This window comes from Kitasatospora sp. NPDC056783, from assembly GCF_042789895.1.
In the GTDB taxonomy this organism is placed as follows: domain Bacteria; phylum Actinomycetota; class Actinomycetes; order Streptomycetales; family Streptomycetaceae; genus Kitasatospora.
This window is the reverse complement of sequence record NZ_JBHUAF010000126.1, coordinates 1-20,803: the sequence shown is the minus strand read 5'-3', so window position 1 is coordinate 20,803 and position 20,803 is coordinate 1. Positions and strand designations below refer to the sequence as shown.

Here is a 20,803-nt window from a genome sequence, read left to right as displayed (position 1 = left end):
GATCCGGAAGAGAGAAGGACGATGAACCGCAACGTCCCCGAACTGATCTGGCACAACGGGAAGGTGCGGCCGTGGGAGGAAGCCACGGTCCACGTCACCAGTGAGACCGCGATGCGGGCGGTGAACGTCTTCGAGGGACTGCGCGCCTACCGGCAGCCGGACGGCCGCCTCGCCGTCGTGCGGCTGGACGCGCACCTGGAGCGTCTGGAGACCTCCGCCGCCCTGATGCACATCCCCTACCCCGGCCTCGCCGCCGAACTGCGCGACGGCATCGCGCAGTTGCTGACCGCGCTCGACCCGCAGTGCGACGTGTACGTGCGCCCGTCGGTGTACGTGGACACCGGCCGGTACACCGCGGACCGCATGGAGATGACCACCGGCACGATCGTCACCTGCTACCCGGCCCCGGTGCGGCCGGTGGAGCCGATGCGGTGCATCGTCAGCAGCCGGAGGCGGATCGCGGACAACGCGCTGCCGACCGCCGCGAAGACCGGCGCCGCGTACTCCGGGTTCCGCCTGGCCCGCCTGGAGGCCCTCACCCAGGGGGCGGACGAGGCGATCCTGCTGAACCGGCACGGCAACGTCGCCGAAACCGGCGGCGCCGCGGTGTTCGCGGTGCGGCACGGCCGGATCACCACGCCGCCGCTGACGGACGGCATCCTGCCCAGCATCACCCGCGCCACCGTGCTGGCCCTCGCACAGCGGCTCGGCATCCCGGCCGAGAAGCAGTCGCTGACCCCCGGCGACCTGCACGGCGCGGATGAGGTCTTCGTCACCGGAACGCTGGACGAAGTCCGGCTCGTCGGGCAGGTGGACGGCCACCGCCCCCGCCACGGTGACCACCCGATCGGCAGCGCGCTGCGCGAGGAGTACCTGGCGATGTGCGCCGGTACCAGGCCCGCGCTCGACGCCTCCTTCCTGACGGTGATCGCGTGAGGCCCCGGAAGGCGGTGCTGTTCGACATCGGGATGACCTTCATCCACCCCAGCGGGGAGGTGATGCGTGAGGAACTCGCCGCCGCGGGTGCTCCCGGCGTCAGCGCTCAGACCGCCGAAGCCGCGCTCGCCACCGCCGCCGAGGCCCACCACCTCGACTTCCCGCAGGGCCTGACCCGGCCCGAGAAGGTCGGCGCCGTGTGGGGGCAGTTGCTGGGTGTCGGAGCAGAGACCGGCCGCCGCGCCTGGCAGCGCTGCACCGACCGCACCGACCTGTACCGCGACCTCGACGCGGACGCGGCCGCAGTGCTCGGCGAGATCCGAAAGCGGGGCCTGGCCGTTGCGGCGGTTTCCAACTCCGACGGCACCCTCGTGGAGGAGCTGGCCCGCTTCGGCCTGCTCGACTTCTTCGACGTGGTCGTGGACTCGACCCTCGCCGGGGTCGAGAAGCCCGATCCGCAGATCTTCGCCTCCGCCCTCGGCCAGCTCGGCCGCGCGCCCGCGGACGCGCTGTTCGTCGGGGACGGCCTGATCAACGACATCTTCGGCGCCTGGCGGGCCGGCATCACCGACACCGTCCTCTACGACCGCCACCGGGTCTACCGCGAGCTGCCGGTGCCCGTGATCACCACCCTGCCCCAGCTCCTGGACCACCTGCCCGCCACCGCCTGACCGACCCCGAGACCGGAGAAGGGGGGACCAGCATGCACGTCGGCCTGGTCAGCACCACCTACCGCCCGCGCCGGGGCGGCCTGGAGACCCACGTCACCACCCTCGCCGAACACCTCGCCGGGGCCGGCCACCAGGTCACCGTCCTCACCAACCGCGACTCGCCCCAGCAGCCTGCCGACACCTGGGAGAACGGGGTGCGGGTGCTGCGCGGCGGCGTGCTGCTCCAGCCGCTCGACCCCAACGCGGTGCCGTGGGAACGGGGCCTGTTCGCCGTCCTGGACGACTTCGCGCCGCTCGCCGACGCACAGCCGGACGTCGTCCACACCCACACCCAGGCCGCGCTCCTGCTGACCAGCATGTCGGGACTGGCCGAGACGGTGCCCGTCGTCGCTTCGTTCCACGAGACCCGGCCGGAGGCGGAGCCCGGCGGCTGGCCGCGTTCCCGCTTCGTCGCCAGGACCTGCACGCCCACGCTGGTGCTGGCCGGCAGCTGGGCGTTCGCCCGGCAGGCCGAGAGTTTCGGGTACCCGGCCGAGCGCATCCGCACCGTCCACCTCGGCGTGCCCCACCGGCCGCGCGTCCACGACCGCCGGGCCGCCCGGCACCTTCTCGCGCAGGCCGCGGGCGTGCCCACCGACGGCCTGCTGATCGCCCTCACCGGCCGCTACACCCCCCGCAAGGCCCAGCACCGGCTGCTGGACGCCTACGAGCTGACGTCCACCCGCGCCGACTGCCGGGTGGTGCTGCTCGGCTCCACCAACGGCTCCGACGCCGCGTATCTCCGGTACGTGGCCGACCGCGCCGCCCGGCACGGCGACCGGGTCACGCTCCTGACCGACCAGGACGATGCGGTGCGTGACCTGCTCGCCGAGGCCGCGGACCTGGTCACCCAGCCCAGCACCGCCGAAGGGCTGGGGCTGGCCGTCATCGAGTTCATGCAGCACGGCGCCCCGGCCGTCGTCAGCGACATCGACGGCCTCAACGAGGTCGTCACCCGCGACGCCGGCCGCCTGGTCGACACCGCCGACCCCGCCGCCTACGCCGCCGCGCTGGACGAACTCGCCGCCTCCACCACCCTGCGGGCCCACACCGGCCGGGCCGCCGCCGACCGCGCCACCCGGTACTTCGGCACCGCTCGCAGCGTCGCCAACACCACCTCCGCCTACATCGAGGCGATCAACGCCGCCCGCCCCGTCGTCGGAGCGGCCCGTGTCTGAACAGTTGCCCACCCTCGGTATCTGGGGCCCCGCCCCGCGCGACAAGAGCGGCGTTGCCGGGTACATCACTCACTCCCTGCCCCACCTCGCCCGGCACTTCACCACTCACCGGATCACCGGGCCCGGCCACGACCCGGCTGCCTTCGACCACGTCCTCTACCACCTGGGCAACAACGCCCTCCACCACGGCGCGTTCCGCGCGCTGGCCGCCCGGCCCGGCACCATCCTGCTCCACGAGTACAACAACCTGGACTACTACTACGAGGCCTGGGACCAGCTGCCCGCCGCCGAGCAGCAGGCCGTCCTCACCCGCGTCGGCAACGCCGTCGGCACCCGCCTGGACACCCGGGCGGACATGGAGCAGTACTTCGCCGACCACCCGCACGTCGACCGCTACAGCCTCAACGCCCGCATCGAGGACTTGGCGATCGGCGCGGCCACCCGCGTCCTGGTCCACTCCCCGCTGCTGGCCGAGCACCTCGCAGACCGCCACCCCACCGCCGACATCCGCCACCTGCCCTTCCCCGCCGAACCGCTCACCCCCGTGGCCGGCACCCGCGCCCGCCACGGCCTCCCCGAGCAGGCGTTCGTCTTCGCCACCTTCGGCTTCCTCGGCGCCTACAAGCGCATCCCCACCCTGCTCGACGCCTGGCAGAACTGGACCGACCGCCCCGCCGACGCCCTGCTCCTGCTCGCGGGAGAGGCCCGCGACGGCCTCACCGTCCCGGCCGACGACCCCACCGTCCTGCACACCGGCTACCTCCCCGACGCCGAGTTCGACGCCCTGTTGCTCGCCGCGGACTGCGGCATCCAACTGCGCGGCCCCTGGCTGGGCGAGACCTCCGGCCCGGCCAGCGTGCTGATCGCCCACCGGCGCCCGACCATCCTCAGCGACATCCCCGGCATGCACCCCCGCCGGCCCGAGGAGATCCACCTCCTCGTCGGTCAGGGCGAGCACGAGAGCGCCGACCTGATCGACGCGATGCGCACCCAGTACCACCGGCCGCGTACCCCGGCCGCGTACGACCCCGCGTTCTCCTGGAAGGCGTGGGGCGAGCGGATCGCCGCAGCGCTGACAGGAGCGGCGGCGTGACGACCCTGACCCAGCCCGCGTACTGGTCGCGCAGCCTGGTCGCCGCCGTGGACCAGGCCGCCGCCCGCCTCCTGAGCACCTGGCCGGGCATCAGCATGGCCGGCCCGCAGGACGTGCGGCGCAAGGCGGACGGCACGCTCGTCTCCGCCGCCGACACCGACGCCGAACAGATCCTCGTCAAGGCGATCACCCACCTCGACCCCACCGGCCTGATCGTCACCGAGGAAGACCCCGCCACCCACCAGGCCAACACGAACCACCGCGCGCTGACCTGGTACATCGACCCGCTCGACGGAACCCGCCAGTACCTCGACGGCTCCACGGACTTCGCCGTTCTCGTCAGTGCCTGGCGCGGTCAGGCGCCGGAGTTCTCCATCGCCTCCTTCCCCGCCACGGGCGTCCTCGCCGTCGCCGACCGTGACCAGGCGACGTTCCGGCCCCTGCCGCAACCGCCCGACCAGCGCCCCGTCCACGCCTGCTACTTCGAGCCGGCCGCACTGCGCGAGCGCCTGTCCGCGGGGAACCCGCTGCTGGTGGATGCCTTCGAGTCCACCCGGGCGCTCACCGAGGTGGCCCGGGGCACCGCCGCCGGGGCCGTCGCGGAGATGTGCGGCCACCGGGCCTGGGACATCGCCGCCCTGTGTCACCTACTCATCGCCACCGGACGCCACATCACCGACGAGCACGGCCGCCCGGTCCGCTTCGACGGCCCCGACGTCACGGCGCGCTACCTCGTCGCCGCCGACACCCGAGAGCTGCACTCCCTCCTGCTGACCACCCTGGAGTCCACGCCGTGAACGACATCGCCCTTGTATCCGCCCCTGACGACTGGGCCGACCGCTTCTTCGACCCCGGATTCGAGGAGACCTTCCGCGCCCTCGGCAAGTACGACAGCACCCAGGCCGACCTCGACGCCCTCTGCGTGAAGGAGTTCATGTCCCCCGGTATCCGGGTCCTCGACGTCCCCTGCGGATTCGGCCGGCACGCCGGCCCCCTCACCGCCCGCGGACTCCACGTCACCGGCATCGACGCCTCGCCCCACCAGATCGCCCACGCCCGTGCCCTCCATCCCGGCGCCGACTTCCACCAGGCCGACATGCGCAACCCGCCGCCCGGGGAGTTCGACGTCGTCCTCAACCTGTGGACCAGCTTCGGCTACCTCGACACCGACGCCGACGACCTCGCCGCCCTCGCCGCCTGGGCCACCGCCCTCAAGCCTGGCGGCCACCTCGTCATGGAGCTGACCACCCGCGAGCGCGCCGAGCACGAGAACCGGCACGGCACGGAACGCATCAGCACCAAAACCGTTACGCAGAGCGGAGTCACCGAGAGCGCCTGGTACGACTGGGAGGCCAAGTACGCCCACGTCACCTACACCCGGCCCGGCTGGTCCGCGACCTGCCGCACCCGCATGTACTCCCGACCCGAACTCGAAGACGTCCTGCACCAGGCCGGATTCGCCGTCGTCTCCTTCGCCGGGGACTTCACCGGCGGCCCCGTCCGGGCCGAGAACCGCACCGTCGTCACCGCCATCACCCGGAGCACGCCGTGATCACCCGCCGAGACGCCAGCAGCATCACCGCCGACGCCGAGAACGCCCTCCTAGACGCCCGCGGACTCACCCCCGCCGACCTGATCGCCGCTGGCACCGAGGCCCGCGTCTACGCCCTCGGCCACGACCAGGTCCTCAAGGTCTACGCCGACCCCGACCAGCTCGGTGCGCTGGAGACCATCGCCGACCTCTACCGGCGCTTCGCCCGCAGCAGCGTCCCCTTCGCCCTGCCCGAGATCCAGGCCATCGAGCAGTACGGCCCCCTGCTCGCCGTCACCGAGACCCGCCTGTCCGGAACCCCGATGGGCGACGCCCTCGACCTCACCACCCCGGCCACCGAACACACCTACCTCGGCGCCGTCCGCGACTTCACCGGCCTGCGCCTGACCACCCCGCTCGACCGGAGGATGCTCCTCGACCCTGACCCGGCGCACGGGGGCGAGGACTGGAACGCCTTCCTCCTCCGCCTCCTCGGGCAGAAGCTCCCGAAGGTCCTCCCCGACCTGCGCCGCGACGTCCCGGCCGTCGACCACATCGCCGACCGGCTCACCGTGCGGCTCGCCCGCCCCTACACCGGTCCCGAAGGCGTCATCCACGGCGACCTCTACCCGGACAACATCCTCGTCGCCGACGACAAGGTCTCCGCCGTCATCGACTTCGGCACCTTCACCCTGCTCGGAGACCCGCTCTACGACCTCGCCGGTGCCTGCGCCTACTACCGGATGTACGACGAAGACCGCGTCGAGGTCCGCAACCGCCTGCTGGCCGCCGCCGCCGAGGAGCTCCCCGCCGACCGGCGCGACGACCTCGCGGCCTACCTGCACACGATCGCGCTGCTCAGCTGCGACCTCTACCCCGAGCAGGACATGCGCATCCGCGACACCGGCCACTACCAGTGGGCCGCCGACGTCCTCAACACCCCCACCGGCTGGAGGAACTGATGACGTCCTTCTTGCCCGAGCCCGACCCGGAGCGCGGCACCTGGCTCCCGCCCGCGGAGTTCATCGCAACCCTCCCCAGGGCGACCGCGTACGCCTCGCTGTACGTCACCGACCAGCAGGGGCTTCCGGTGCTGCTCAACTCCTCGGTGTACAAGCCCGACAAGGGCCAGATCTGGCAGTTCCCGGGCGGCCAGATGGACCCCGGCGAGACCCCGCGCGAAGCTGCGGTCCGCGAGACCCGGCAGGAGACCGGCCTCACGTTGACGTGCGGCCGGCTGCTGGCCATCCACTTCCTCCCGCCCGAACCGACCTGGCCCGCGAACAAGTTCGGCCTGATCTTCGAAGGCGACACGCTCAGCCCCGAACAGCTCGCGTCGATCCACCTCGACCCTGCCGAACACAGCGAATGGGCCGCCCGCCCAGTCGAGGAGTGGGCTGACGTTCTCAACCCGCGGAGCATAGACCGCCTTCGCCAGGTCGATGGCGCTGCCCGCTCAGGGACGACGGCCTACATCGAGCACAGCGGAAGCGACTTCATCGACTACATCTGATGTCGGCAACTGGCCCGTTTTGAGCCGCTGCCGACACCGAGGCCGTCTCCACTGCTGGCCGCCGGAGGTGGGACCCCGCAGCCGTCATCGGGCTACCTGACCGAGACCGCGGTGAGGCGCAGCTGATGCATCCGAATGCGAACGATCTCTGTGATTGACGTCGCTCGCGGGGGCGTAGGTAGTGGCGAACCCCTGTGCTACGGTCCGTGATCCAACCGAAAACAGGTGACCCCGGCGGTGCTCGAACACCCCGGGGTCTGGCAACAGGAGCTGTGACTCCCGATGCAGATACATCGTAGCGCCCACGCGCGCAACTTCGTCGTGCTGCCCAATGGTGCCGTGCAGGACCGACGGCTGTCCTTCACCGCCCGCGGCCTTCTGGCCGATCTGCTGTCCCGGCCGAACAACTGGCGCGAGGACGCGAGGCAGATGGCCGACACCAGCACGCAGAGCCGTGCGGCGATCCGCAAGGCACTGAAGGAGCTGATCGAGGCTGGGTTCTACCGGGTCGAGAGGATCCGGATGCCCGACGGCACGATCCGCAGCGAGGCGCACGTCTACGACACCCCGCAGATACTCGGCCTGCGGGAGGCCAAGGAGCTGCTGGAGACGGTAAACCCACAGGTGGAGCCGCGTGTACCCCGTCCGGCGTCCGGTCCTTCGGACTCCGGTGACGCTGGCGCCCATTGTGTAAAGAACCTGGTCAAAGAACCCTCCCTCCCCAGTCCCGAGGTAGTCCCGCCGAAGGCGTCGGCCGAGACGCGGCGGGACACCGCAGGAGGGCGGGCGGGAACCTCGGTCGAGGACCTGGGCGACTCGCTGCGGATGGCAGCGCACACCCTGTACCAGGCGCTGGACGGCCAGCGGCGTCTGCACCTGGGCGAGGTGGAGGTGGTGGAACTGGCGCCACTGGTGGCGGAGTGGCTCGCGGTGGGCAGTGGTCCGGCGGAGCTGGCAGCGGCGCTGCTGTCCGGCCTGCCGGAGACGATCCACTCGCCGGTCGGCGTGATCCGGAGCCGGTTGCGGCGCAAGCTGCCGATGAGGCCGGAGCCGGCAGGGCGCACCGTGGCCAGCCCGGTCCATGAGTGCGATGAGTGCCGCGACCCGGTCTCCCGCCCTGGCCGGTGCGGGCGCTGCTCGGGGCGACCGCGACCGGTGTCGACGATCGGCAGCGGAGCGCGGAGCACGGCGGCGGGTGCGGCCCGTACGCGGGCAGCGATGCGAGCTGGAGCCTGCCACTTCGACTCGGCAGAGGCGTGAGCTGGCCTGTCCTCCGCGGCCCTCGGCGGGCTGTCCCGCGACCTGACCGCCGAAGGGCCGCATCAGACTAAGCAGGCGCCGTCGGCCATCAGTGCACGGACCGGTCGCCGAAGGGGGACTGTGGAAGATCTCGGTGCGGCGCCTCGCTCGAAGCCGCACCTCGTGGCCTGAGGTCCGACCGTTGAATTCCACCTATGAGCTCCCCGGTGTGGCGAAAACCACAAAAAAATTCAGATGGGGTCTAGTTTGACAGCGATTGATCGATCCATCTTGGAATGACGACCATTCAGTTTATCGAGAAACTTCCGCCCCATGGTGACTGGTCGTCAACTGCTCGAATCGATGGATGGTCTGGACCTTCGAGGGGGAAGCGCTACAGATCGGTAACGTGACTCTGAGTTGTCGATGCGCGTAGCGTGGGCCGAAGTCTCCGGCCATCGTGATCCTGGACCGTCAAATTTGCACCTTCCGGGGCTGGCAAGGTGAGGGGGTCGAGCAGCGGAAGGGCTGTGCGGCGGCACATAGTACGAAGGAGTTACCCCATGCCCTGCTCGGCCTGGAGCCGCGTATTCGACTCGGGTGTTGCTTTTGCCGGGAGCGGGGCCGCCGAATGCCGCCCAGCGAGTTTCGATTCCGGCGCCGTTGTGTTGCGCTGAATCGCCATTCGGATCCGTTCCATGGCTTGCGATCGGCAACCCGGCTCGATGTGTGCTCCATGAAGTGTCCAGAAATCAGACAGACCCTTGCCCCCCACCCTCACGAGGTCTCGGTGTCTACTCAAGAATTCCCGGTGCTTCAGCTGCCGGGTGTCGCAGCATCGCACCTGCCTGGTGCGGGTGCCGGCCACAATGGTGGTGGCCGTCCTGCCGCACGGCGAACGCCGTGCTGAGGATGCGCCGCTTGCGCCGGGCGTGCGAGCGGAAGTTGGTCGGCTTGCCGATCCCGGATCCCTTCACGATCGACGGCCTGGTGGTCGCCATGGAGGAGGCGAGTGGGCGGACCATTCAGCTGGTCCCGCTCGACGACCGCGGAGGTGACCTGCGAAAAGCCTGTGGTCTGCGCGTGCGGGCGGACGAGCTGTCGTTGATCTTCTACCGGCCGAGGCCGACGCAGCATCAGACCGATCACGTAGTACTTCACGAGCTGGTGCACGAATGGTTCGACCACGGCACCAGTCTCGGGCCGGACCAGTTAGGGCTGCTGCTGCCCGACTACCTGAACCAGGGTCTCGTCGAGCGGATGAGCGGTGGTGCGGTCGTGCAGGCCCGCGCGCGCTACGACACCCGCGAGGAGCAGGAGGCGGAGCTGAGCGCCTCGCTGATCAAACGCGCCGTCCAGCGCCAGATGCCCGTCGGGGGCGACATGGTCAGCCTCCTGGAATCCACCCTGTCCCACCCTGTCGCCGCTCCCCGGCGCGGCAAGAAGTAAGAAGGAAAAACCCGTGCTCGCTCTCGCTGCGTACACCGCCGCGACCACGATGACCGCGGTGGCGGTCTGGCGGCTGCCGGCGGTCCTCTACGGGGACGCGCACCGGCGCGCCCTCTGGGGCTGCTACCTGGGGTTCGCGCTGGCCCTGTGGCTCAAGAGCCCCGGCGTGATCAGCCTGATGAACAACCAGCCGATCACCGACCTCTCGGTCCTGCTGAAGCACTACGTCTCGACTCTGGCCATCCTGGCGATCCTGACGTACGTGGTCGCCTCGTACGGCAAGACCGACGAGGCGGTGATCCCGCGCCACGTGGCCGTCGCCCGCTGGATCGAGCGAGTCGCCTGGAAGGCCGCGACCGGCATGCTGGCGCTGATGACCGTGCTCTTCTTCACCGTGGTCGACCGCAGCCGGCCGAGCACCGACTTCGTCCCCGACCACGCCGGCCAGTGGGGCGCCGTCCTCTACGAGACGATTTTCTACGTCTACCTGGGCACCGCCTCCGCGGTCACCTGCTACCAGTGGTCCAGCGCGCGCCGCCGCGCCGAGACCCGCCTCCTGCGCACCGGCCTGGGGCTGATGGCCATCGCCATGGCGATCGGCGTCGCGTACGTCGCGATCCGGACCAGCTTCATGTGGGTCACCCTGGCCACGGACCTCGACGCCGACGTCAACCACTCCCTGGGCGTCTACACCGAGTTCATGCAGATCGCGCTCTTCATGATCTTCGCCGCCGGGGTGAGCGTCCCGACTACTACTGCCGCCGCCTCTCGGTGGCGGACCTGGCGGGCCCTGTGGAACCTCTACCCGCTGTGGCACGACCTGGTCACCGCCTTCCCGGACGTCCCGTTCCAGAAGCCGGCCAGCCGCTGGCGCGAGGTCCTGCGGACCGCCCCGCCGATGGACGTCCGGCTCGACCGGTGGACCCAGGACATCGCGGACGTGGTCGAGCAGCTGCGCCACCACGCCTCACCGGTCCTGCTGCCCGTGATCGAAGAGGCCGTGGACGCGGCCGGTGACCCTGAAGCGGGCGCCGAGGCCTTGTGGATCAAGGCGGCGCTGGCAAACGCCAAGGCGGGCCGTCGCAGCACTGTTCCGGCACCCGCGCTGCCGAGTAAGCCGATCGCGTCCACGGTCGCGGAGGTGACTTGGCTCCTGCGGGTCGAGGAGGCGTACGCCGCCGCGACCGACCTCCAGGTCCAGGAACTGATGGCGACCGCCGAGGCGGAGGAACTGGCCCTGGAGATGGAGGAGATGGCGCTGTGAGTACAACCGTCGCACGCACCGTGACCGATGTCCTGCAGCCACGCAACGTGATGCTGGCCGGGCTGACCGGCGTGGGCGCCGCGGCAGCAGGCAACTGGACCGGAATCGGCTGGGGGCTCCTGGCCGCACTGTGCGCGGGCATCATCCCCTGGGCCTACATCGAGTGGGAGCGGAGCCGGGGGACCTGGGGGGACCGGCACGTCGTCGACCGCACCCAGCGCCTGCCGATCTTCCTCGTCATCCTCGGCTCGATCGGCACCGGCTCCCTCGTGATGGTGCTCGGCCACGCCCCGCACGACATCCTCGTCGCCATGATCGCCCTGTGGGTGATGACCGTGGGCCTGCTCAGCATCAACCTGGTCTGGAAGATCAGTGTGGACAGCGCGGTCGCCAGCTCGGTGGTGACGCTGCTAGCGGTGGTCAACTCGCTGTGGTGGCTCGCCGCCGGCCTCTTGGTCGCGGCGGTGTGCTGGTCGAGGGTGGCGCTGAAGTACCACACCGTCGCGCAGACCGTGGCGGGCGCCGCGCTCGGCACCGCCACCGCCGCTGCCTGGCTCGTCTGACGGCAGAACGAAGCGGGCTCCCGCGTCAGCGGGGGCCCGCTTTCTGCTGCCTCGCCTCCGCTACGATCGCGCTGATTTTGGCGAGCATCGCCGGGTCGAGACCGTCCTGGCCGCCGCGTGCAGCCAGCGCGAAGTCCTCGCTGCTGGCGCGCACGGCCAGCAGACCGATGGCGTCCACGACCTGGCGCTCCAAGTCCTCGTCGCTTTGGAAGAACAGCGGGGTGACGCCGAAGAAGTCGGCCAGGCCCTCCAAGACGACGCCGGCCGCGAGTCCGGCGAGTACCTCGGAGGGCGGGGGCGTGCCCGTACGCAGCGCCTTCACAGCGGAAGCGGAGACCACCTCGACTCCGGCGAACCTGTTGACGGCGGCCGCGATCTGACCATCCGTCGGCCGACCAGCCGGGAAGGTCGTCTCCAGCAGGTAGGTGAGCTTCTCGGCGAGGGTTCGGGGGGCTGGCATTGCTGCGGGCGATATGCCGAAGCTCCGGTCCTGCGCTGCCAGGAGCTGCGCCTCTGTCACCCCGTAGGCCTCGGCGAGGCGAGGGACGAACTCCTCCTTGAGTCGCCGAACGCCCCGCTCGGCGTTGCTGACAGGAATGTAGGACTTGGTGCCGATCAGCGCCCCGGTGCTCCGCTGCGTGTAGCCGGCGTCAGCCCGCAGGTCGGCGAGGTCGGGAAGGCCGTCCCTCGGGAAGAGCGTGTCGAGCGGTTGGCGGAGTGCCCTCGCGAGAGCGGGCAGCCGTTCGGGCTGGGGGAACCCACCGCTCTCCCAGCCCGCGATGGTGGACTGGTTGACGTCTACGCCCTCCGAGCGTCCCAGCGCGTCCTGTGAGCAGTCGAGAGCTCTACGGGCGGCGCGGAGCACCTGTCCGTCGAACTTGCGAGCAGGCATCCGGGGCAACTCCTGAGGTGCGTGGCGGTAGGCATGGGCTCTGGGTGAGCAGCCTACCGGATGCTTGATGTCATGAAGCATGTTGTATGCTCTGCGATATCGAGAGGTTGGATGCCTGCCGCAGGTGCTGCCTCCCCTTCGATGTTCGCCGCCGGGCCTTGGGTCCGACCCCATAATCACTCTGACCTGCAATGACGGGTTCGGAGCCACCTTTGGAGACCCAGGTGAGTGTGGCGCCGCTGGCTGCCGACAGGTCGCTTAATTATGAATATCGACACCGAAACGCCGTGCAAGGGTCGATGGCGCCAGGCATTCCGTCGGCACGGGCCGCCACGGCGTCCCGACCGGCCGCTGTGACCTCCAGTCACGCCCGGGTCTTCGCTCTCCAGGAGGCCTTCACACAGCTGCCCGGTGGAGACCAGGGCGTACTCGACCTCGCCACCGTCACCGGGATGCCGGACTCCACCGTGCACCGCATCCTTCAGTCGGGCGTGCCGGGAGGGGCGGTCGACCAGATCGGCCGCGGCCGCTACCGGCCGGGGCCGACCATCATCAAGGCGGCCATCCACGCCATGGCGCACGTACCGGGTGCCACGACGACCCAGAAGGTCCTGGCCGACCTCCATCGACGGACCGGCGGCGCGAGCCTGCTCTTCGCCCTCGCTCCGTTCGGCGGCCTGAGGCGGCTGTGCACCGACTACGCCTGGGGTGATATGGACCCTGGCGAACTCGGAGTCTTCGCGCACCCCTTGGTCACGCACTCGCGCTCCCTGCGCACCGGCGCGAGCGGACGGGCGATTCTCGCCCACCTTCCGGCGCCGCTGCAGGAACTCGTCGTCGGGGAGGCGCTGCCCGATGGTGCCGCACCCGGGGCCATTCGGGACGATCGGGTGCTCGCAGCGTCGCTCGGAGAGATCCGTCGCCGCGGATACGCGGTGGCGCGCGAGGAGGTCGTGCCCGGATGGGCGGCGATTGCGGCTCCGGTCATGTGGGGTGATGTTGCGGTCGGTTCCGTGGCGCTGGCTAAACCGGCAGGCGCCATGTCGATCGACCTCAGCGAGATGATCGGACAGACATGCCGCGCGGCCCGGCTGCTGAGTGAGCACACCGCGGCACCGGCGCCGGCTGCTTGACAGGGCGGCGAGACCTCCTGCGGGTGCCGCCGGGGCCCGGAGTCTGCCCGGCCCGGGGTGTACCGCGATGGTCGAGACCTGCGGCGCGGCGCGATACCGGGCAGCCTGACCATCTCCATTGCCCCCCATTGCCGCTCCGCCAGATTTCTCGAATTCCGGCGGTCCGAAACTCCGGGGCCTATGCACACCCCCTTCTCGCGGCGTAGGGCGCAGAAGGGGGTGCGATTGATCGAACTGGCGATATTTCTTATTTCCGGCAAGGGGCTCCCGCTCCTTGCCGGTTTGCGTTTCCGGAACCCGCTGGAGGGCTGGCCTTGGCGGGGGCGGGTGAGATAGTCCTGGTCAGCAGGTGGTCAGGAAGAGGGGTGATGGAGCTTTGGCTCGGATCGCTCTTGATCATGATCGCGCCATATTTCTCCGGCCCATTTCCCGCCGGGCGGGAAATGGGCCCCGGGCGGTTCATGATCGTTTCCCGTGTGGCGGGAAAGCGGGCCTTCTATTCGCGTAGATCGATCGAATTCGTTGACGCGTTCCTAGCGGTAAACATAGAGTCACTCCTGCGCCACGGAAAAGTGCGCGGCTGAAGATTGCCGCAACAGGTCGGTGGCCGTAAACGCGACATGGCGCCCGGGAGCGGGAACTCCCAGGCGCCATGTGATGCCCGTGCTCTTCGCACGGCAAAACCAGTGCACCAGCTTGCTGTTGGAGGCTCGGCCGGTGCGACTTGCGCAGGAGGAGTGTTACATGTCCGCGACCGCATGTATAGCGGGAGCCGAGAAGGATCGCGTCGCCGACGGCATCCTGAACGGGTTCACCCAGATCCCTGAGGGCCTCGCCCAGGCGATCGCGAGCAGCGTCCGAGCCGTTGCGCCGGCGGCGAAGATCGTGTGCATCAGCGTCTCCGAACCCGACCACCTCTGGCTGGCCCGGGCCTACGACGCCGACGGTGCCACCGTCCCGCTGCCGCAGCGGCACGAGGAAGCCGTCGCCCGGTGGATCGCGGTCGCCCAGCCGCAGTGCGACTGGCGGCTCCAGCACGACCTCGACCTGGCCACCGGCCACCTCACCGTCGCCGGCGCCCAGACGGCGGCGGGGTACTGACCATGGCCACGCACGACGGGCGCATCCGCACCCACAAGCCCGAGATGAGCCGCGACCCGAAGCTCGCCGAGGTCTCCCTGTCCGCCGAGCGGACTTTCATCTACCTGCTCAACTACGTGGACGACAAGGGCCGCCACCTCGACGACGCCGGGATCGTCCGCGGCCTGATCTGGAAGCGCAAGCGCTCCTGGGACGGAGGCGTCCACACCTCCGAGCGCGTCGAGGACGACCTGCGCCAGCTGGCCGACGTCGGACTGGTGTGCCGGTACCTCAACCCGGCCGACCAAGGCGAGGAACTGCTCCACGTCGTCAACTTCAACAAGCACCAGAGAATCGACAAGCCCAGCGCGAGCCGCCTGGCGCCGTGCCCGCTGCACCAGACCCAGGAAGCCAACGTCGACACCCAGGCCCCGGCCAGGCAGAGCCGGAAGAAGCCCCTGGAACAGCCCGAACCGCGTCCCACGGACACCTCCGAGACCACCGGCCGGAGCAGCTCTGAGAGCGGTGACCTCGACCACCAGCACCCGAGCATCGCGGACTCCACGACACCCTCCACGAACGGATCCAGGATCACGGATCCTGGATCTACCCCTCCGGGGGGCGGCTGCGCCGCGCCCGCCCAGCCCGATACGGCGCAGGAGCCTTCGGCCGAGCAGGCCGACACGATGCACCCGCACACCACCGGAGCCAACGCCCTGCTGGCCGAGTACGTCCGCTCCTGCCCGCAGCAGCCCAGCGAGCGGTTCCGCGGCCACCTCGGCCGGGAGATCAAGGCGTTGCTTGGCACCGGCTACAACTCGGAGCAGGTGCGTGCCGGCCTGCGGCTGTTCGCGGTGAACCCCAAGGGCCCCAGTGCCCTGGAGTCCTTCGTCCAGGAGGCCCTGACCTCCCGCGGTACCCGTCCGGGAAGCACGTACCGGGCGTGGACGAACCCGGCCGCCGGGGCCGCCGCCTACGCCGGGGAGCTGTGATGGCCGGCAGAGATCCTCGCCGGGTTGGCACCGGCCTGCAGGGCCTGGTGGAGCGGTTCAGCCGACTGGGCGTGGACCCTGCCGTGATCGGCCAGCCCGAGCAGCACCCGGTGCCGCAACCGGTCCGGGACGCGCTGGAACTGGCGGCCAGCCGCATCCCGCCGCTGTACCAGGACGCGGTGGCCGACGACCCCCAGGTCCTCGCCTGGGTCGAGCACGTCAAACAGGCCGCCCGCCGCGGCCCGGAAGGACAGCTCGGCATCGCCCGAGCCCGCTCCCTGCTCCTGCTCGGGGAGACCGGAACCGGCAAGACGCACCAGGCCTACGGGGCGATCCGGGCGCTGCTCGGCGCGGGCGTCCGGCTGCGCTGGCACGCGATCACCTCGGTGACCCTCTACGCCATGATGCGTCCGCGCCCCGGCGCCGACCCGGAGCGCGAGATGCGCGAACTGGAGCGCGTGCCCCTGCTGCTGCTGGACGACCTCGGCGCCGGCCGCGCGAGCGAGTTCACCGAGGAGACGCTGTACCGGTTGATCAACCACCGCTACGAGCAGCAGCTGCCCACGTTCATCACCAGCAACATCACCCCGGCCGAACTCTCCGGCCTGCTCGGCGACCGCACCGCCAGCCGTCTGCGCCAGATGTGCCACAAGGCCATCCTCGCCGGCCCCGACCGACGCCGCGCCCCTCTCCCCTTCTGACTTCTCCCGCGATCCCGCGCGGGGCCGGCCGAGCCGCCCCCGGGAGACGCCCTGCCCACGCGCCCGCCACCACGGCGCGACGGAGACACCCCCCGAATGAACACCATCACTGAACTCGAAACCGCTCACGAGCAGCTCGACCGCGGCTGCCCCCGTTGGCGCCTCAAGGCCGCGTGCGCCCGGATCGAGGACCCTGACATCTTCTTCGCCGACCGCCGCACCGCCGCCCACCGCGACGCCCTCACGCTCTGCCTGCAGTGCCCGGTGCGCCGTGAGTGCCTGACCGACGCCATCGAATGCGGGGTTCAAGACGGTGTCCGCGGAGGCCGGACCGAAGAACAGCTCCGCCAGATCGTGGCCTTCAGGGACGGCCGCCAGGTCGACCTCGACCGAGTGCGTGCCACCCTGTTCGGTACTCACCGGCCGCGGCTGACCGAAGCCGAGAAGAAGTCCGTGGTTCGCGTCGCTTTCGGTGCCGGGATTCCGCGCGATACCTGGGCCGCCCTGCTGGGCATCGGCTACAAGGCCGCCACCGCGCGCCAGCGCCAGGCCCGTACGCAACTCGACGTCATCCCGGCGTCCATGCGGCGCGAGGAGATCGCCCTCGCCGAAGAGCTGAGGGACACCACGGTTCCTGGGCTGGCGGTGGCCGCGTGACCCAAGGCCGCCCCAAAGTTTCCCGATGGGACATGGCCGCCATCGCGGCACTCGGCGCGACCGGCTTCGGCCTCTCCTACGACGCACTCCAGCAGATGGCCCAGGCGATCCACGTCCGAGGAAACCTCAGCTACGCGTGGCCGGTAGTCGTCGACGGGTTCATCGCCTACGGGGTGCGCGCTCTCGTCCTGCTGCGCGAAGCGCCCTGGACCGCCCGGGCCTACGCCTGGTCCCTGTTCGCCGGCGCCACCGGAACCAGTGTCTGGGCCAACGCCCTGCACGCGATCCGCCTGAACGAGCAGACGGCAGGAATCCTCGGAGAACTGCACCTCGGAGACCTCGCCGTCGGGTCCCTGAGCACGATCGCCCCGATCGCGCTCGCCGGTGCGGTCCACCTCGGCATCATCGTCACTCGCCACGAGACAGTCCAAGAGAACCTCGGCGACGGCCCCCAAACCGCCGACCCGTCCCCGGGAACTGTCCTGCTGAGCCGAGACGCGATCTCCGAACGCGAGCCCTCGCTCGACAAGCAGATGGTGGCTGACCGAGAAGCCCCCTCGCTCACCACGTCCCGCACAAGCAGAGCGGAACTCACGGTTGGAAGCCAGACGGAGGACCGGAGGAGTGTTGACGAGAAGTTGGCTGCCTACCGTCGGGGCGTGCGGTGGCGAGCCCGATTTGCTGCACGGATTCTGCGCCGAAGCCAGGACGGCTCCGAGGGTCCGGGTGGTGGTCCGTCGGCCCGTTCCGGTGGTCCGGAGGGTGGTGGTCCGTCGGCCCGTCCCGGTGGTCCGGACGGTGGTGGTCCGGAGGGTGGTGGTCCGTCGGCCCGTTCCGGCGGTCCGGAGGGTGGTGGTCCGTCGGCCCGTCCCGGCGGTCCGGACAGTGGTGGTCCGGACGGTGGCGGTCCGGAGGGTGGTGGCCCGTCCGTCCGTCCCGGCGGTCCGGGCAACGACCTGGACCCGGAACTTCTGAAGGCTGGCCGCCGGGCTGCTGCAGAGGCCGGGCGGATTACCCGCAAGGTCGTTGGCGATGGAATCCGCAGCCAGGGGCTCACCGTGTCGAACGACCGGATCCCGGAGATCCTGGCCGCTCTGCGGACCGACAAGCCGCCGCCACCGCGCCGTTGACCGTGTGCTCTCTCCTCCTCTCCCTCTCCCAACTCAACCAACGGAGCTTCCACATGAGCACCACCGTGCTGGCGGACCGCGACCTCGTCGCCGACTTCATGGCCGTTCTGGTCCGCCACTACCACATCAGCAGTGCCCAGATGCTGGGCGACGGTCAGTGGGAGGTCCGCCGGTCCGCCGGCGGACCGGTCGAGACCCTCAGCAGCGAGCAAGCGGAGAAGTTGGTCATGGACCACTTGATCTCCGAGTTCGTCGCCTGCGGCCTGGCCAGCGACGACTTCTGACCGCCCATACTTCCGACCTGCGGCGTCCGAGTCCTACCTCCGTCCGCGTCCAACCGCTCGGGTACCTGGGCCTGTCGCCACCTACGGCGGAGCGAGCTATCCCCGTGGAGTGTCCTATCGGACACTCCACGGGCTCGCCCCCGCCCAAGGGACGGGGGAGGCCGAGAGCCGAGGTCGAGCGGGGGCGCTCGACCACGACACTCGGCTCGCCGCAGCCAGGGGGCAGCGGCGGGCACGACAACCGACAGGAACAGCCCGAGATGACCGTCGCCGAGCCCGTTGCCGACGCCGACGAGCCGAACGCAGCACGCCGCCCGCGTCGCCGCTTCCACGACCCACAGCAGCGCCAACGCTTCCTGACGATCCGCGTGAGCACCGACGAGCAAGCCCTGATCCGCAGCGCCGCGAACGACCGCGCCGAGACCGTCGCCCGCTTCGTCGCGAGCGCCGCACTCACTGCCGCGTCCCACCCCGATGCCGCCCGCAACCCAGACGATCAGCTCGACCGTGCGATCGACGAGCTAGCCGCCGCGCGGCGGCAGACCGCCCGCGTCGGCAACAACCTCAACCAGATCGCCAGAGAGCTGAACGCCGGCGGTCTCCCGCACCCGGCGGACCTGGTCGCCGCGCTGAGCGCGGTCCGCGGTGCCGTCGCCACCGTCGACTCCACGGCGGCCGGTCTCCTCAAGCAGTGGAAGACGCACTGATACCCAACATCACCCGCGGGGACCGGACGTACCGTCTCCTGTCCTACCTCTACGGCCCCGGGCGCAAGGACGAGCACGCCGACCCGCACCTCGTCGCCTCCTGGGACGGCTTCGCCCCGGACCCGGGGCGCGACCCGAACGCCACGATCAAGCAGCTCCAAAAGGTCCTCGACCTGCGGGTGGACCAGCGCGGTCCCCGGCGCCGGTTGAAGAAGCCGGTGTGGCACTGCTCGGTCCGTACGGCTCCCGGAGACCGGCTGCTCAGCGACGAGGAGTGGGCGGTGGTGGCACGCCGGGTGGTCGCGGCTGCCGGCATCGCCGAGGAGGGTGACCCGGACGGCTGCCGGTGGGTCGCCGTGCGGCATGCCGATGACCACATCCACATCGCCGCCACCATCGTGCGCGGCGACCTCCGGAAGGCGGACATCGAGTTCGACTTCCGCCGGGTCCAGGCCGAATGCCGAAAGATTGAACGCGAGTGGGGGCTGCGCGAGCTCAACCCCGGTGACGGCACGGCCGCGAAGGAGCCCACCAACCGTGAGAAGCACAAGGCCCAGCGTCTTGGTGAGGCGGACACGAGCCGGCAACAGCTGCGCGACGCGGTCCGCCAGGCCCTCGCCGGTGCCCGGGACGAGGCCGAGTTCTTCGCCCGGCTGGAGACAACCGGCGTGCTGGTCAACCGCAAGGTGGGCCCGTCCGGCGACACCCTCGGCTACAGCGTCGCCGTCGTCGGAGAACACGATCACATCGGCGAGCCGGTGTGGTTCGGCGGGTACAAGCTCGCGCCCGACCTGACCCTGCCCAAGATCCGTCGCCGTCTCGCGACTCCGGCCTCAGAGCAGCTGGAGACGGTCCGTCCCACAGCACAGGACAGCGGTGCCCGTATACCGAGCGGTCGCCGCGCTCCGGCGGCGGCCGCTCGTCTCCGGGTAGCGGACACGGCCCTGGAGGCGATCGACCTTTTGGACGGTGAGCCCGAGGCCGCGGCCGGGGTGGTCGAGGCGACAGGGGAGGTGCTCGACGCCCTGGCGGCCACGGCCCTGCCCGCACAAAAGGCCGAGCTGCTGGCCGCAGCCCGCGCCTACGAGCGGGCCTCGCGCTCGCACGTGCGGGCCGCGAACGCCGACTCCCGCTCCGTACGGGCCGCTGCCCGAGAGGTACTGTCCGGCGGCTACACCACTAACCGGGGCCCGGACGCCACCGCCGCCGCGGGCGCGCTGGCGGCGCTGATCCTGCTCGTCATCGCGGCCGGTCGCTGGCACGCCAAGCAGGGCCACCTGCAGCAGGCCGCCGCCGCCCGCGCGGCGGCCGACAACCTGCGGGCGGCCTACCGGCAGGCCGCCCGCCAGCCACTGGCCGCCCTGCGCGAGCGCGGCCGGCAGCTCCCCACCGCAGTGCGCGAACGCCACGAGCAGGCCGTGCGGCGGGCGGTACCGGGCGAGGGCGGTCGGCGGATGCTCGCCGAGCCGCAGTTCGACGCCCTGGCCGCCGCCCTCGCCGAGGCGGAAGCCGCCGGGCACGACCCCGACACCCTGCTGGAGCGCGCCCGCTCGTGGCGGGAGCTGGACACTGCCGGGTCGGTCACTGCCGTGCTGACCTGGCGCGTGCGGCACCTCGCGAAGCTGCCCCACCCCGCCGCGGGCAAGCCGCACCGGAGCGCCAGCGCGTTGACTCCGCCCACTCCTGCCACACCCGCTGCCCCCTCGCGGCAGCGCCGCTGACCCGGCCGCCGACGGACGCCACCAGGGCTC

At 70.7% G+C, this 20,803-nt stretch carries 22 protein-coding genes; 21 read left to right on the top strand and 1 reads right to left on the bottom strand.

Going from position 1 to position 20,803, the window contains the following annotated elements; translation table 11 throughout:
- From ACFRMQ_RS19555 to ACFRMQ_RS19500, 12 genes are all read left to right on the top strand, one after another.
- The coding region (locus ACFRMQ_RS19555; RefSeq protein ID WP_380731737.1) for an aminotransferase class IV at positions 1-936 on the top strand (936 nt) is incomplete at its 5' end.
- The gene (locus ACFRMQ_RS19550) at positions 933-1,607 is read left to right on the top strand and encodes an HAD family hydrolase (RefSeq protein ID WP_380731736.1); all 675 of its coding nucleotides are present in this window, start codon (positions 933-935) and stop codon (positions 1,605-1,607) included. The genes ACFRMQ_RS19555 and ACFRMQ_RS19550, both read left to right, overlap by 4 nt.
- 32 nt (positions 1,608-1,639) lie before the next feature.
- Complete coding sequence (locus ACFRMQ_RS19545) at positions 1,640-2,824, top strand: glycosyltransferase family 4 protein (RefSeq protein WP_380731735.1); 1,185 nt, start codon at positions 1,640-1,642, stop codon at positions 2,822-2,824.
- The gene (locus ACFRMQ_RS19540) at positions 2,817-3,917 is read left to right on the top strand and encodes a hypothetical protein (RefSeq protein WP_380731734.1); all 1,101 of its coding nucleotides are present in this window, start codon (positions 2,817-2,819) and stop codon (positions 3,915-3,917) included. Before ACFRMQ_RS19545 ends, ACFRMQ_RS19540 begins: the two co-directional genes overlap by 8 nt.
- Positions 3,914-4,714, top strand: coding sequence for an inositol monophosphatase family protein (locus ACFRMQ_RS19535; RefSeq protein ID WP_380731733.1), 801 nt, complete (start codon positions 3,914-3,916; stop codon positions 4,712-4,714). Before ACFRMQ_RS19540 ends, ACFRMQ_RS19535 begins: the two co-directional genes overlap by 4 nt.
- Positions 4,711-5,469, top strand: a complete 759-nt coding sequence (locus ACFRMQ_RS19530; RefSeq protein WP_380731732.1) for a class I SAM-dependent methyltransferase — start codon at positions 4,711-4,713, stop codon at positions 5,467-5,469. The genes ACFRMQ_RS19535 and ACFRMQ_RS19530 overlap by 4 nt, the downstream gene beginning before the upstream one ends.
- Complete coding sequence (locus ACFRMQ_RS19525) at positions 5,466-6,410, top strand: phosphotransferase family protein (protein WP_380731731.1); 945 nt, start codon at positions 5,466-5,468, stop codon at positions 6,408-6,410. Before ACFRMQ_RS19530 ends, ACFRMQ_RS19525 begins: the two co-directional genes overlap by 4 nt.
- A complete protein-coding gene (locus ACFRMQ_RS19520) occupies positions 6,410-6,961 on the top strand; it encodes an NUDIX domain-containing protein (RefSeq protein ID WP_380731730.1) in 552 nt (183 codons plus the stop codon). The genes ACFRMQ_RS19525 and ACFRMQ_RS19520 overlap by 1 nt, the downstream gene beginning before the upstream one ends.
- Positions 6,962-7,243: 282 nt before the next feature.
- On the top strand, positions 7,244-8,221 hold the full coding sequence (locus ACFRMQ_RS19515) for a hypothetical protein (RefSeq protein WP_380731729.1): 978 nt from the start codon (positions 7,244-7,246) through the stop codon (positions 8,219-8,221).
- Positions 8,222-9,112: 891 nt separating this feature from the next.
- Complete coding sequence (locus tag ACFRMQ_RS19510) at positions 9,113-9,649, top strand: hypothetical protein (protein WP_380731739.1); 537 nt, start codon at positions 9,113-9,115, stop codon at positions 9,647-9,649.
- Between the two features lie 13 nt (positions 9,650-9,662).
- Positions 9,663-10,913: an MAB_1171c family putative transporter gene (locus ACFRMQ_RS19505; RefSeq protein WP_380731728.1), complete on the top strand. Its 1,251-nt coding sequence runs from the start codon at positions 9,663-9,665 to the stop codon at positions 10,911-10,913.
- Positions 10,914-10,963: 50 nt separating this feature from the next.
- Positions 10,964-11,476, top strand: coding sequence for a hypothetical protein (locus ACFRMQ_RS19500; protein ID WP_380731738.1), 513 nt, complete (start codon positions 10,964-10,966; stop codon positions 11,474-11,476).
- A gap of 25 nt (positions 11,477-11,501) precedes the next feature.
- On the opposite strand, the gene ACFRMQ_RS19495 is transcribed toward ACFRMQ_RS19500, so the two are convergent.
- Positions 11,502-12,368: a helix-turn-helix domain-containing protein gene (locus ACFRMQ_RS19495; RefSeq protein WP_380731727.1), complete on the bottom strand. Its 867-nt coding sequence runs from the start codon at positions 12,366-12,368 to the stop codon at positions 11,502-11,504.
- A 191-nt stretch (positions 12,369-12,559) separates the two neighbouring features.
- Between ACFRMQ_RS19495 and ACFRMQ_RS19490 the strand changes: the two genes are divergently transcribed.
- The 9 genes from ACFRMQ_RS19490 (at position 12,560) to ACFRMQ_RS19450 (ending at position 20,773) form a co-directional block, all read left to right on the top strand.
- Positions 12,560-13,501, top strand: coding sequence for an IclR family transcriptional regulator (locus ACFRMQ_RS19490; RefSeq protein WP_380731726.1), 942 nt, complete (start codon positions 12,560-12,562; stop codon positions 13,499-13,501).
- A 744-nt stretch (positions 13,502-14,245) separates the two neighbouring features.
- Positions 14,246-14,602 carry a hypothetical protein gene (locus ACFRMQ_RS19485; RefSeq protein WP_380731725.1) on the top strand — a complete coding sequence of 119 codons (357 nt, stop codon included), beginning with the start codon at positions 14,246-14,248 and terminating at the stop codon, positions 14,600-14,602.
- 2 nt (positions 14,603-14,604) lie between these two features.
- Positions 14,605-15,573, top strand: a complete 969-nt coding sequence (locus tag ACFRMQ_RS19480) for a hypothetical protein (protein ID WP_380731724.1) — start codon at positions 14,605-14,607, stop codon at positions 15,571-15,573.
- Positions 15,573-16,274 carry an ATP-binding protein gene (locus ACFRMQ_RS19475; RefSeq protein ID WP_380731723.1) on the top strand — a complete coding sequence of 234 codons (702 nt, stop codon included), beginning with the start codon at positions 15,573-15,575 and terminating at the stop codon, positions 16,272-16,274. The genes ACFRMQ_RS19480 and ACFRMQ_RS19475 overlap by 1 nt, the downstream gene beginning before the upstream one ends.
- A 96-nt stretch (positions 16,275-16,370) precedes the next feature.
- Positions 16,371-16,931: a WhiB family transcriptional regulator gene (locus ACFRMQ_RS19470; protein WP_380731722.1), complete on the top strand. Its 561-nt coding sequence runs from the start codon at positions 16,371-16,373 to the stop codon at positions 16,929-16,931.
- On the top strand, positions 16,928-18,061 hold the full coding sequence (locus ACFRMQ_RS19465; RefSeq protein ID WP_380731721.1) for a DUF2637 domain-containing protein: 1,134 nt from the start codon (positions 16,928-16,930) through the stop codon (positions 18,059-18,061). Before ACFRMQ_RS19470 ends, ACFRMQ_RS19465 begins: the two co-directional genes overlap by 4 nt.
- 53 nt (positions 18,062-18,114) lie before the next feature.
- Positions 18,115-18,345 carry a hypothetical protein gene (locus ACFRMQ_RS19460; protein WP_380731720.1) on the top strand — a complete coding sequence of 77 codons (231 nt, stop codon included), beginning with the start codon at positions 18,115-18,117 and terminating at the stop codon, positions 18,343-18,345.
- 260 nt (positions 18,346-18,605) lie between these two features.
- Entirely contained in the window at positions 18,606-19,052 is a 447-nt protein-coding gene (gene mobC, locus ACFRMQ_RS19455) for a plasmid mobilization relaxosome protein MobC (RefSeq protein ID WP_380731719.1), read from the top strand.
- Positions 19,037-20,773 carry a relaxase/mobilization nuclease domain-containing protein gene (locus ACFRMQ_RS19450; RefSeq protein ID WP_380731718.1) on the top strand — a complete coding sequence of 579 codons (1,737 nt, stop codon included), beginning with the start codon at positions 19,037-19,039 and terminating at the stop codon, positions 20,771-20,773. The genes mobC and ACFRMQ_RS19450 overlap by 16 nt, the downstream gene beginning before the upstream one ends.
- Positions 20,774-20,803: the final 30 nt, after the last annotated feature.

Bases quoted from the DNA above. Each gene is read 5' to 3' on its own strand.
- ACFRMQ_RS19545 (WP_380731735.1), top strand. From the start codon at position 1,640: ATGCACGTCGGCCTGGTCAGCACCACCTACCGCCCGCGCCGGGGCGGC.
- ACFRMQ_RS19520 (WP_380731730.1), top strand. From the start codon at position 6,410: ATGACGTCCTTCTTGCCCGAGCCCGACCCGGAGCGCGGCACCTGGCTC.
- ACFRMQ_RS19515 (WP_380731729.1), top strand. From the start codon at position 7,244: ATGCAGATACATCGTAGCGCCCACGCGCGCAACTTCGTCGTGCTGCCC.
- ACFRMQ_RS19510 (WP_380731739.1), top strand. From the start codon at position 9,113: ATGCGCCGCTTGCGCCGGGCGTGCGAGCGGAAGTTGGTCGGCTTGCCG.
- ACFRMQ_RS19500 (WP_380731738.1), top strand. From the start codon at position 10,964: ATGCTGGCCGGGCTGACCGGCGTGGGCGCCGCGGCAGCAGGCAACTGG.
- ACFRMQ_RS19495 (WP_380731727.1), bottom strand. From the start codon at position 12,368: ATGCCTGCTCGCAAGTTCGACGGACAGGTGCTCCGCGCCGCCCGTAGA.
- ACFRMQ_RS19490 (WP_380731726.1), top strand. From the start codon at position 12,560: ATGACGGGTTCGGAGCCACCTTTGGAGACCCAGGTGAGTGTGGCGCCG.
- ACFRMQ_RS19485 (WP_380731725.1), top strand. From the start codon at position 14,246: ATGTCCGCGACCGCATGTATAGCGGGAGCCGAGAAGGATCGCGTCGCC.
- ACFRMQ_RS19480 (WP_380731724.1), top strand. From the start codon at position 14,605: ATGGCCACGCACGACGGGCGCATCCGCACCCACAAGCCCGAGATGAGC.
- ACFRMQ_RS19475 (WP_380731723.1), top strand. From the start codon at position 15,573: ATGGCCGGCAGAGATCCTCGCCGGGTTGGCACCGGCCTGCAGGGCCTG.
- ACFRMQ_RS19470 (WP_380731722.1), top strand. From the start codon at position 16,371: ATGAACACCATCACTGAACTCGAAACCGCTCACGAGCAGCTCGACCGC.
- ACFRMQ_RS19460 (WP_380731720.1), top strand. From the start codon at position 18,115: ATGAGCACCACCGTGCTGGCGGACCGCGACCTCGTCGCCGACTTCATG.
- mobC (WP_380731719.1), top strand. From the start codon at position 18,606: ATGACCGTCGCCGAGCCCGTTGCCGACGCCGACGAGCCGAACGCAGCA.